The sequence below is a fragment of the Tenacibaculum halocynthiae genome (assembly GCF_964512825.1).
GTDB classification, from domain to species: domain Bacteria; phylum Bacteroidota; class Bacteroidia; order Flavobacteriales; family Flavobacteriaceae; genus Polaribacter; species Polaribacter halocynthiae.
Genome location: NZ_CAZELG010000033.1, coordinates 102,860 through 116,391, shown reverse-complemented (window position 1 = coordinate 116,391; position 13,532 = coordinate 102,860). Strand labels below are relative to the sequence as shown.

5 protein-coding genes are annotated in these 13,532 nt (G+C 30.0%); all 5 read left to right on the top strand.

The window, feature by feature from the left end:
- Nucleotides 1-17: 17 nt before the first annotated feature.
- The 5 genes from ACKTTQ_RS13010 to ACKTTQ_RS12990 all read left to right on the top strand — a co-directional run bounded on the left by ACKTTQ_RS13010 (nt 18) and on the right by ACKTTQ_RS12990 (nt 13,323).
- Nucleotides 18-1,070, top strand: a complete 1,053-nt coding sequence (locus ACKTTQ_RS13010; protein ID WP_408049436.1) for a helix-turn-helix domain-containing protein — start codon at nt 18-20, stop codon at nt 1,068-1,070.
- 1,004 nt (nt 1,071-2,074) lie between these two features.
- Complete coding sequence (locus ACKTTQ_RS13005) at nt 2,075-2,998, top strand: pentapeptide repeat-containing protein (RefSeq protein ID WP_143032777.1); 924 nt, start codon at nt 2,075-2,077, stop codon at nt 2,996-2,998.
- Nucleotides 2,995-3,993 carry a hypothetical protein gene (locus ACKTTQ_RS13000; RefSeq protein WP_408049435.1) on the top strand — a complete coding sequence of 333 codons (999 nt, stop codon included), beginning with the start codon at nt 2,995-2,997 and terminating at the stop codon, nt 3,991-3,993. The genes ACKTTQ_RS13005 and ACKTTQ_RS13000 overlap by 4 nt, the downstream gene beginning before the upstream one ends.
- A complete protein-coding gene (locus ACKTTQ_RS12995; protein WP_408049434.1) occupies nt 3,994-4,563 on the top strand; it encodes a hypothetical protein in 570 nt (189 codons plus the stop codon).
- 12 nt (nt 4,564-4,575) lie between these two features.
- Nucleotides 4,576-13,323, top strand: a complete 8,748-nt coding sequence (locus ACKTTQ_RS12990) for a LamG-like jellyroll fold domain-containing protein (protein WP_408049433.1) — start codon at nt 4,576-4,578, stop codon at nt 13,321-13,323.
- Nucleotides 13,324-13,532 lie beyond the last annotated feature (209 nt).

The window sequence follows — 13,532 nt, the reverse complement described above, 5'->3', positions numbered from 1 at the left end:
CTACTTTTTTATTTTTTATGTTAGAATTAAACTCACCAGTTTTTTTTGAATTATTTTTCTTATTCTTTTTATTAATTATTTGTGCTATTATTTTTAATAATAGAATATCTCACACTTCTGTAAAAAGTGAATATTTATTGAAATTTCTTTTAATAAATTTAATATTTGAATCTATTGAAAGATTATATGAAATTAAATATAACACTTATATTATTCCAACAAAGTATTATTATTTTTCAATATCAGAGACTATTGTATATTCATTTTTAATTGAAACTTTAAGAGTTAAATCTAAATATATTTATCCTATAATAATTACATATATATTGGGGGTTAATATCTTATATAATCCACAATACCCTCCTTACTTTTTAGCGTTAGATAATGTATATAACTTTGTAATGTTGCTTTATTTTTATTTTAAACTAAAAACTTTTATAAAAGGTAAGTCTAAACGATTTTTTATTCAAAATAAATTTTTTATTTATTTTGTTTTTATACTACTGTTTTTAGGCTTCACTTATTATGCTTTTAATTCTTTTCATGTAATAGTTTTTTATTTTTGTCCTAGTTTCATTAAGCAACTATCTTATTTAGATGGTATAGTAAATATTATTTATTTAGTTTGTTTTGGGTTTCTAATAAAGCAAAAAATTTCATTTAAGTTTAAAAAAGTTAGAAGGAGAGTAGCAGTTTTTAATTATAATAAAAAAAAGAAGGAAACGTGCAGTATTAATGAAAAAAAGGATTTTGATGAATTAATTAAAACGATAAGATTAAATAGTATATATAAAAACTCTAAAGTAACGATATTAAATATTTCTAATAGTACTCAAATGCATCCGAAGTATATCTCTAAACTGATCAATACTTTTTCAGATGGGAATTTTAACGATTTTATAAATAGGTTAAGAATAGAGGAGTTTAAAAGAAATTTAGAAAAAGAAATTTATAAAAATTATTCCATATTAGGAGTAGCAAAAGAATCAGGCTTTAGCTCAAAGTCTACTTTTTATAAAGCTTTTAAAAAACATGAAAACATGAGCCCTAGTATGTATATAAAAAAATAATAATATTTAAAAAATAAGTTTATTTAAACCAGAGAAGTTAACTTCTCTGGTTTTTTATTGTCTATAAAGTTTCAAGTTTTCATTTTATTAGGGGAATGTAGTTTTTACTAAAATAAATATTAATAGGTTTCTTTGTTATTGGTTTGAACTCTTGATTATTTTAATAGTGTAATAAATCGATTTTACGCAAACTTTTTAACACTAATTAGAATGAAAGTTACTAATTAGGGATGTAAATGTAACTAGTTTGTAAATTAATTTTAAACAAGTTAATTTTCTTTTTTTTATCCTAAAAATTAGTATAAATATTTAAAATGCTAGGGAATGCTATTAGAGGAGTGAGTCCTAAAAACTGAATTAGGACTTTGTTACAGAAATGTTGTTTTTTACAAGGTCTCGTATTCAGATTTTAGGACTTTATGGTCTTGTTTTACAGTGGGGTAAGTAGGAGTTTTGCTGTCTTACTATTAAACAATCCCTCGAAAAATGAATTACTTAAAGCACATTTTATTACTTTGTATTAGTCCTGTTTCTAATACCATTTGTAAACAATTACAATCACCAAATATGTTAGGACGATATGGAATTTGTATCGGTATACTTCGCATATGATTATCAAATAGTCACCACTGTTTGTGTGAAATTCAAAAAAACTTATTGAAATAGTATTTCATGAAATCTGATTCTATTGAATTGGAAAAAGGAAGTATTGATCCTTCTATACTTATGTGTAAAGAAGCAGAAGGTCTCCTGTTTTTTATCGAAACAATTGATTGAACTCTAATAGTAAAAAATACAGGCATAAAAAATAATCACTTTTAATTAAATAAGATAAAATGAAGATTTCTATGTATCATTTTATGATACGAAAATTAAAAATCAAAATGAGCAAATCCTCTTTTTTTGATCCTTAAATAAATTAAGTAGACATATAAAATATTTAAAGTAAGAAATGTTAAAGTCTAAAAACAAATACATAAATAATAATATAAAAATATATAAGAATGAAAAAAATAATATTTATAGGACTATTACTATTGTCAACTAGTAATTTTAAGTTAAATGCACAAGATTTTAAGGAACCAATACTCAATTTTTTTAGGGAAAAAGTTATTTCGAATGGAAATGCAATAGTCTATAAAGCAGATACTAATGGAGGTTTCTTTGATCGTGTAGAAGGTCATAGTTTTGTTATTGGTCGTACACAATATGCTGCATTTTTACCTGAATTTACATGGTTTCGTAATAAAATGAAACTAGCGGGAAGTTTAGAGGTTAAAAACAATGCGAAATTTTATAGCAGTTTAAGTGTAGTAGGGGGATTAACAGTTCTTTCAGCTTCTAACTTTAGTGGTAAAGCTAATTTTAGTGATGAAGCTAATTTTACGGGTAATACAAATTTTACGGGTAATGCAAATTTTGATAATGGTACTGTAGCTTTTAAAGGAGCTGATTTTTCAAATCTTGTATCTTTTAAAGGAACAACAAATTTGAGCGGAACAACAAATTTGAGCGGAACAACAAATTTCTCTAAAGGTTTTTCAGCCAAAGAAGGCACAAAGAAATTATTGGTGGTAGATAAAAATAAAGTTGAATCTCAGTTACCTTTTTCTTCATATTCAGTAACAACAGGAGATATAATAGCAAATAAAGTTACCTTAAGAGTGGGGTCTTTCGCAGATTATGTATTTGCCAATGACTATGACTTAATGCCTTTACAAGAAGTAGCATCTTTTATTAAAAAATACCAGCATTTACCAAATATGAAATCTGAGAAAGAAGTGGTAAAAGAAGGGATGGATTTAAAAGAACTTACATTAAAATTAGTAGAAAAAGTAGAAGAGTTAACCTTGTATACCATAGAACAACAAAAGTTAATAGATGATTTAGAAACAAAAATTGGAACAAACAAAAGTAATACAAAATGAAAAAATCAATTTTAGTACTAGGTGCCTTTTTAGCCACCAGTTTAACAACAATTAATGCTCAATATGTAATAGGTAGTCAGAGATCTATCAATATAAGTTCAGATACAGATAGTGCAGGAGGAAATGAAGGTATAAGTTTACTAGCTAGAAATTCAGTAATGGCTAGTTTTACACCTGATAATATAAGCCATAAAATACGCACTTTTTTTGAAGCTCCAACTATTTTTAAGGGTACTACACATTTCGATGGAATTCCTTTTTTTAACAAAGCAGCCAAATTTGGTCAAGAAGTTGATTTTAAAAATGGATATAAAGTAACATCTGGTTCTGTAGATTTTAATATAGGTAGTTTTACTTCAAAAAGTTTTGCTTCATTCATTGCTCATATAGATAGAAATAGTAATGATCCAAATGTTGATACGTTTAAAGTTTTATATGGTACCGCTGGGACCAAAATATTAGATGTAGGAATAAGTAAAACTCAATTACTTTCGAGAAACTTTGAATCAAGAAATGAGGAAGGATTTGTGGTAAATGTTGATATTAACAACAATTCAGTAGTTGATAAATTCAAGGTGTTGTATGGTAATGAAAAAAGAGAGGTTTTATCAGCAGGAAAAGATGATGTAACTATTAGTACCAAGCTCATAACAAAAAATGATATTTCAACGAATAATATAAAGTCTAAAAATATTGCAGCAGAAGATATTGTAGCGAATAAAGTTACCTTAAGAGTTGGATCCTTCCCAGATTATGTATTTGCCGATAATTATGAATTAATGCCTTTAGAAGCAGTAGCATCTTTTATTAAAAAACACCAACATTTACCAAATATGAAATCTGAGAAAGAAGTGGTAAAAGAAGGGATGGATTTAAAAGAGCTTACCTTGAAATTGGTAGAAAAGGTAGAAGAATTAACCCTGTATACGATACAGCAACAACAATTAATAAACGAACTACAAGCAAAACCAACTGTAAATAAAAACCAACAGTAAATGAAAAAAATTAGTATAACAATGCTGTTTTTATTACTTGGATTCGTAGTAAAAGCACAGGATGATATTACCTTATATCGATTTATGAATAAACAACTTACAGCAGGAGGTCTTATGGCTTTACAGCATAACACAGTTACTAATAAAGCAACACTTATACAACCTCATGGAGTTAAGTTTGATTTAAATACGGGGTATTTACAAGCGCTAATTATTCAGCAAGTTAAAAATAAAGATGGTGTAGTTTTTATTAGTTCCTTAAAAAATAAGGGCTTTTTTTTAAAGTATAATGAACCTGGTAATTTCAGTTTTGCTAAAATGGATAAAACAAAGCAGGCTAATTTCATGTGGGAAGTTAATTATGCAGGGCCAAGAAAAGATGGTATTCTAAACGAAGATTTAGTGTATTTATCTCCAATAAATGAACCAAGCTTATCGATAGTAAATGAAAATGGAGAATTAAAGCTGACTTCTATTTTTGATGGAAATGGAGCTGTAGTAGATAATAAAAAATCAAAATTAGCGGATAAATTTATTTTTTATTTACAAAAAATGAATAACGCTTTTTAAACATATTATAGAATGCAAAAAATAAAAATAAATAAAAGACATAAACTACTTAGGTTATTGTTAGTAGTTTTATTGAGTCCTTTAGGATTATTGCAAGCACAAGATAGTGAGTTATCTGTATTGCATGTACAAAGTCATGGGAAATATGAACGAATATTTACACCTCAAACCAATATAAAAGAGTTATTACAAGCAGGAAGTAACAAACAAGCAACAGTTGAGTTTTGGGCAAAGCACAATACAGCGGGAAGTACAAATGGTGCGCCTGTTTATTGGGGAGTAACTAACTTTGAAGGTGGAAATGCTAAATTTTCTTTAGATGTTTCTTCAAATGAAGTGTCTTTATCAATAGGAGGTAAAGAAATAAAAAGCAGTTTGTTGTTGAACGAACAGTTGTTTAAAAATAGCTGGCATCATTTTGCAATTACCTTTGATGCTAATGTGAATGAAGTTAGAGGTTATATAGATGGTCAAGAAAAATTATTTATAAAAAACTCTAATTTCGATATTGAAGATTTGTACCTGATAAGTGATGCAAAAACAGACTTGTTTCTAGCGGAATACAGGGCTTGGTCAGCAAAAAAGAGTAAAGAACAAATTCAATTAGAACAATACCGAAGTTTTTACCAAGAGAGTAAGAATAGATTATCGGAGTTAAAAAACAATGGATTACAAACATTGTATACAAACGATATAGTTTCTAATGAAGATGTTTTTGGAGGAAAAGTGATGGTAACCACTTCTTGGAAGAATTTATTATATGAACATTTTCCAAATGATAATTTGGTAAAAGAAGCCTCTTTTGTAAGTGCATATAAAAATACTGGAATAGCTACAGTTAGCTCAAAACTTAAACATCCTATTTTAAGCCTGGATAAAATTATTGTGAAGGCAAGTGATGGAGATGGTAGTAGTCATACCTTATTGTCTGGTGCGAATGGGGTTGTTGTAAGTTGGTTACATGCAAAAGATATGGATGAATACCAAGTGCTAAGGAGGAATATTCGTGCAGGTACAACCAGTACGGTAATTCATACAGAGCGTAATGTAAGTAGTAAGCAGCCCTCAGATGAAATAATATATGTCGACAGAGGAGTATTACCTAATGAGCTATATGAGTATACCATTCAAGCAAAAAAACAAGGTGCAGATGCCTTAGTAGGTAAAGATGATGGTTTTGTGTTACCAAATGGTAAGGTAAACGGAACCATTGAAACCTCTTCTAAGGTAGCAACAAAGTTTGCAAAAGTAGAAGCGAAAGCAACTGTAAATCCAGGAGGAGCTTTACATATAGAAAAAGATGCAATACCTATTTTTATTAGAAATATAGAAGCTTTTAGAAATGATAAAAATCAAGCCACTTTTGAGTTTTGGTATAAAACACGAGTAATAGGTACAGAAACTAACAAAATTCTAAAAATAGGAAATGCCGAGTTAGAAATGGCTAAGAATACTATTGTTGTAAAGTTGGCTGGTAAAGAATATGTAAAAGGAATAAGAACTTCTGATACGCAATGGCATCATTATGTATTTACTTTTGGATCAAAGGGTGGAAAGTTATTTGAAGATGGAAATTTAATAGAAAATGCTAGCACTTCAAATTTGTTCAATATTGATTTAAGAGGAACAAATTCTTTTTGCTTAAGTGCAGTTACTAAGACAGGATATTATTTAGATGAGGTACGTTTTTGGAATGTAGCAAAAACATCAGTAGAGGTAGCGAATTATGCAAAGCATATTGTAGGAGGTAATGAAACTAATTTATTTGCCTATTACCGTTTTGACTTTAATGATCCTCATAAAGCATATAATTTTTCTTCAAGGAAAAAGGGAGAATACATTGCTGAAAGTAAAGGTGTTTTAAAACATTTAACTGCGAATGAGCAACCTAAAATAAGCTATGCTACTTTTACCAATGAAACAGGTAATTATGAATTTACATCATTAAGTACAGGGGTTCAGGGAATAACTAATAATGATAATAAATTTGAATATACCATTGAACCTACAAAACCTCGATTTGAGTTTTTACCAAAAACAAAACAGGTAGGAGTACCTAGGAGATTAAATGGAGCAGAAGTAACCAATGTAAACTTCACAGATGTTTCAAGTTTACCTATTACGGGAGTTATAGAATATAATTTAGGAGGTGAAAATAAGTTTCCTGTAATTCAAGGAACTTCATTATTCATAGATGGGAAGCCAATTCAAAGTAATGAAGACGCTAAAGTTACTACAGATAATACAGGGACCTATGCTATCAAAGCTGCTCCTGGAAAACATATCATTACGCCTAATCCTAGACCAAATTTAAAAAATGAAGATCGTTTAAATGAAGGGAGCTTAGGTTTTGACGGAAAAACTGGATATGCAGAGTCAAAAAGTTTTGTGACTAATGAAGGAAAAAGTTTTACTTGGTCAGGATTTGTAAATCCTCATGTAAAACTAGGGAATAAAGACGAAATACCTGCCATTCAAACTATTCTAGATTGGGGAGACTTAAGTTTAAAATTAGTGAACAACAATGTTTTAAAAATTTATATTCAGGAGCAAGAAAAGTTATCTGAAACAATAAAAAGTAGCTTAAAAGGTCAATTTGTTTTTTGGGCGATAACTTTTGATAGTGAGTCGAATACATTAAGTTTATTTTTAGATACAACTAAGAAAACAACGGCATTAAATTCTTTTAACACGAATGATGTAGTAATTTTAGGGAAAGATACTAAACAAGGTAAAAATGTTAACTTTTCTAGAGCAAAATTAGATTTGTTAGAGTATCGAAAGGGAGCACTTTCTCAATCAGATATTGCAAAGGTTAAAGATGCTAAAATAATAAATAATGATGCTAACTTATTAGAATTATCTTACACTTTTAATCAAAAATACAGTACTAGAGCTGTTAATATGGTTGAAAAAAATGAGAATAATAACTATTTACAATTAAAAGGTAATTGTCGTTTTGATAATAACAATATTAAACAATATTCGAGAGAAGTAGTTTATGCTTATAAAGCAACGAATACAAGATTAAACCCCAAAGGAAATAGTTATGAGGTAGTAATAGAGGAACCTTTACAAAATGTGAATTTTGAGAATATTACTAGGCATAGTTTTATTGGTACTATTGTAGTTCCATGTAACAACAATGTGGGGGCATGGACAGGTAAAGTTATACGTACAGATGTAGAGCATCCTAGATTTGAAAAAACAATTAGTAATGCTAACTTTAATAGTGATAATACTATTTTTACTGTAAATGATCTGGTACCTGGGAGGTATAGAGTTGAGATTACGAATGAAGGGTCAAATAGGAAATTACTAAGCCCGGTAATCGATTTGCGACGTGGTAATGTAGTATATGACTTTCAATATAGAAATGAGCTTCAAATCGAACTTGAAATGTATAAAGTTAAAGATGTGGCAGGAGTAGCTTTAACACCTAAATTGGCTGAAAAATATGTAGGAGATAAAATAGAACCAAGTTGTGATGGAAAGTATATTTTGAAGAGTAGCGATCCATTTAAAATGGTAGTTAAAGTTTTTGAGAGCTATGGTGCTAATAAATGCTTAGTGGAAGATGCAATAGTTACTTTAGGAGGAGATGCTCTTTTTTCAAATAAAAACTTAGTTATTAATAAACGTGCTAGTATTAAAAACTTTTTTGCGAAAACTTCTCAACCTAATTATGTAGGAGATCATACAAGAAACTTTTTAATATCTGCTAAACTTAATGATAGAAATGCTTCATTTACTCAAAAAGTAATCATTACAGGTGCAAGTCAAGAGAATTCTGATTTTACGTTGATAAATCCTCAAGTGGGATATGTATTACATGATCCACCAGGAGACAACAGTTTTGCAACCTTAGGAAAAGGAGCTAGTTATACGGTTTCAATGTCTACTGACGAAACAGTTAATCTTAATATTGATAATTCAATTGGTGGAGTTGAAGTAATAGAAACAGAATTCTTAGCAGGTGTTGTAACAGGTGTTGGAGCAGCTACTATAACGGCTACAGGTGTACGTGTTTTTAATGCGAATTCAGAGCATACAATAGATATTAATGGAGAGTTTGAACATATAACACATAATGGTAATGAAACAACAGTAGTTTTAGATAAAGAAATTTCTACGCCATCAGATCCAACTTATGTAGGGGAAGATGCAGATGTATTTATTGGTTTGTCTAGAATAGTTTCTTTTGGAACAGGGAAAGTACTTGAAATGAATGGTTGTACTCCAGTGGTGAAAAGTTCTGGTAAAGTTGCAAAGCCAACAGGTTTTGTCCCTTTTGCTTATACAAAGCAAAGCTTGGGAGATAATGTAATTCCTAATTTATATCGATTGGCAATTGCAAAGTCAGATAAGAATAATAATGTTGTTTCTCCTCCTAAAGATAGAAATCATTTAGATTTAAAAGGAACACTAGAGGAGCTGTTAAAGAATAATCCAGCGGACAATAACGACAAGGAAATTACAAAGTATCTCAATGAAATTAAGGGTTGGGAGAAGATTATAAAAAATAATCATGAGAAGCTTACTGCGAATTCTTTTAAAAATGCTCCGGGGTTCAGTTCTACTACGGAAAATTTAACGAATGGAAATACTCCAGGACAGAATGGAGTAGGTCTAAATCCAGCTGTTTTAGATAGACGAATTACTTTTGATGCTTTAACATCTGTTAGTTATACGTTAACTAGAGCTAAAAACATAAATAAAGGAGACTCTAATGGAGGTGGAGCTTCTCTTGGTTCTTCTTTCGATGTAGAAATTGGAACTGTAAAATGGGTTAATCAGTCGTCAATACGTAGTACTAGGACAGACTCTGAATCTACAGATAAAGAAAATAGTAGAATCGATAGTTTTACTTTTAACGACGATGATGCAGGAGATCAATTTGATGTGTCTATAAGAAGAGACCCGCAATATGATACTCCAATGTTTTTAACCAATGGAGGTAGAAGTTCGTGTCCGTTTGAATCAGGAACTGTACCTAGAGAAGGAGTTGAGTTGATTGTTGATAAAGTAGTAGGTTATGGTACTGGTGATGAATCGATATTGTATAACTTAACGTTACGTAATACACAAATAGCAAAAGATGCTACTAGAAAAACCTATATCGTAGGAATGGCGGGTGCTTCAAATTCATTAGGAGCTGTGGTAAACTTAAATGAGTCACCTATTTTTGAGCCAACAACCTCTTCAAAGTTTGTGTTTGGTTTAGATCCTAGTTCACCAACTGGGGTACAACAAGAAATTAAAGCGCAATTACGTATTGCAAGAGGAACCGATGCACCTTCGGTAATTTCTTATAAGGATATAAAAATTCAGATGTATTCTGAATGTGAACAAACAGGAGATCGTTACCGTTCTTATGGAGTAGATGAATATAATGAAGTAGGTGTAAAACCTTTGTCAGAAATATTAGTTACTGCACACTTTACAGGTGCTTGTATTGAAACTATTACGTCAGATGCACCTCAAAATGACTGGGTAGTAAATGGTTCTGATCAAAAAAAGCTAGATTTTAAATTTAGAATACCAGAATTAAAAGACAAACCTGATACCGATGATTTCTCAGTAGATATAGAGTATACTATTAAAGGCAATAACATGCCAAGGATTTTGAAGAAATTAACTTTAAAAACTTTAAAGAAAAATTTAAAAAAGGATAGTGATTTTGTTGAATATAGTGCTGATGTTTCTGGTTTAACCAATGGAGAATATAATTTTAGAATTGTACCTGTGTGTGGAGATGGAGGATCTGATAATCCTAATAACCGTAAAAACCCAACTCCATTTGTAAAAGGAAAAATAGCAAGAAATGCACCTAAATTAGTGTTAACAACTCCAGATAATGGTGGGATACATACTACTGGAACTATTTCGGCTAAATTTTCAGCGGCTATTAATCCAGCTACAGTAAATTTAAATTCATTAGCAATGCGTGGTATTTTAGGAGGAATTCCTAAGCCATTAACGTCTGTGAAATTAGATAATGTTCAAGATAAGATTACGATACCGCATAATATTAAATTCAATTTAGAAGAAAAAGCAACCATTGAAATGTGGGTGAATCCATCGAAATACCCAACTTCTGGTAGTGTGCCAATTTTACAAAAAGGTAATAATTATGCGGTTTTATTAGCATCAGATGGTAAAATAGATTTAGGAAACGGGGTGAAATCATCTGTTGGATTACAATCATTTATTTGGACACATGTAGCTGTAGTTGCTGATAAAGTTAACGGTAATGTTACTATTTATTTTAATGGTAATCCTGTAGGATCTGGAAAAATATCAACGGTATTGAAAACTAATGAAGATCCTATTGTAATTGCACCAGTGGTTAATAATGATGCTTTTGTTGGTTCTTTAGATGAAATTCGTTTATGGAGGTCCTTAAGAACACCAGCACAGTTAGCAAGTAAAATGAAAAATCAATTATTAGGTAATGAAGATACTTTAGAAGCGTATTTTGTATTCAATAATAATACATTAGCTAAACAAGGTATTAATGGAAAACCAAATGAAGCGATTCAAGATTTTACTGGAAATGCTTCAGGAACAACAGCAAATAGTATTGAGTTTGTTACTAATGAAAATGCTGCACCTTTAGATCAAACAAAAACGGTAGATGATGTTCAGTTTACAACAACTATGTCTGAAAATAACACGATTATTAATTTTAATATGAAAATTTCAGATTTAGAATTTGTGGAAGGTGCTAGATTAACTGTTTTTGTGAAAGATAAAAAGCTAGAAGATCCATTAGGAAACAAAGTAGATAAGGCTTCTTGGAGTTTTATTATTGATAGAAGTAAATTAAAATGGAGTCATAATAACATTTCTATTTCACAAAATCAAGGAGAAGCTAAAACGATTGATTATGTAGATTTAATTAATAAAGATGGAGGTGTAGATGTAGCGTATACTTTTGAAAATTTACCAGTTTGGTTTGAGGTTAAGGCTGGAGCTAATGGAGCAAAAGGAGCTGTAAATACTATCAATGCTAGAGAAACCAATAGTAGTTTAGTATTTGAAACCAAAAGCTTTTTAAACCCTGGAGTTCACAGTGCAAACATTTACATTAAAACAAGTAATAAAGAAACAGGTGTAAAGCTTGGTGTAGAGAGTTTTAGAGTAGAGGTTGTTGTTACATGTCCAGAGCCTGTAGTTTCTCAAAGTTTTAAAAATGACTACCCATTCTCAATGGATTTTAAAGGAAATTTATTGATAGATGGTCAGAAATCTCTAGATATTAATGATGCAGTTACTGCTTATATTGGAAATACACCAAGAGGTTATGCTAGAGTAGCTAGTAATGGAATAGTAAATTTAACAGTATTTGGAAATGCAGATGAAACTAGTGCGTTAACTTTTAAAATTTGGGACGCTTCTGAATGTACCGAATATGAAGGTATTATTGAGAATTATAGTTTTGCTTTTAATACAAGTAAAGGAACAAATGCAGCTCCAGTAGCTTTTACGGTAGGTAAAAAAGTAAAAAGAAGAATACCAGTTGTAAGAGGATTTCAAGAATTAAGTTTTAATCTTAAAGATAGTAAAACGTCTAACACTTTAGCACTTTCAGCGATAAAAGGCTTGCCTAATGGATCTGAAATATTAGATATTACTAATCCAACTCAAAAAGCAACAGTTGGAACCAATGGTAATTTTAAAGGAAACTTAACTGTAATCGATGTATCAAAAGCTTATCTAGTAAAAGTAGCAACAGATGCGGTTAAATATATAGAGATTGTAGGTGTGCCAGTAGATCTAAATACGAACATAACTATTATTGGAGGAAAAGTATCCAATGCTCTTCCTTTCTATCCAAATAATTTGGAACGTACTAGTTATGCTTTACGATCATTTACATCAACAAAAGTAAGTGAGGGTGATAAAATAGAGCGAAGAGGTTTATTTGCAGAATATACAACTTCTGGAGGTTGGCGTGGTAGTTTAACGCATTTAACACCAGGATTAGGATATGTTTTTAAATCTCAAAATTCAGGAGCAATTAATTATTCCGGAATTATTAAGAATGCAGCTGCAAGATCTGTAGCTAAGAATACTAAAGTTAATAGTGCTTTATCTAATTCATCAAGTGATTTAGAAGAAACACCTTCATACAAGGAGTTAGATTTAACAATTGATCTTAATCAGTTTGCTGACTTTATGTATATCAATGGAGTACTTGAAACTGCTGATTTAGATTCAAATAAAGCGTATACTATTTTAGCATTAGTTGATAATGAATTAAGAGGAGCTTCTAAAGCTGAATTTATTAACGGAGAATACCATTATTATATCGGTATTGGAAGTAATAGTGATGAAAATGTTCAGTTTAAGTTATACGATGGAAATAGCGTTTTAGATTTAGAGAATACAGAAATTTTCTCTTCAAATAAAACAATAGGTACCATGAATAGTCCTTATAGCTTTACCGTAAAATCAAAAGAGGTTGAGTTAAGTAAGAATTATAAATTAACATTATCTCAAAACAGACCAAACCCAATGCACGAGCATACACAAATTAGTTTTAGTACACCTAAGGAAGTATTTGTGGATCTTAGTTTATACAATATGTTAGGTCAAAAAATTCATACTTTTGTAGCAAGAAAAGTTACAGGAAATAGAATGCACACTATAAATTGGAATGGTGTTGCACAAGGTCATAAACTGCAAAGTGGAGTTTATGTGTATGAATTAAGAGTTGAAGGTAAAAGATTACAACGTAAGTTAATTATAAAATAAATATTCTTAATTATTTATATAGAAAAGGGGGCTGTTTTACAGTCCCTTTTTTACTTTTAGTGTATAGCTTAACTAAGCTGTTTTTAGCCAAAATCACTGATTTTGTTAAAGAAATTAAGAAAAGTATAAGGGAAACGTAATTATTTGTTAATGAATTAAACAAAATCTCTAAAAATTACATTTTTTTTAACGAGAAATACGTTTTTAAA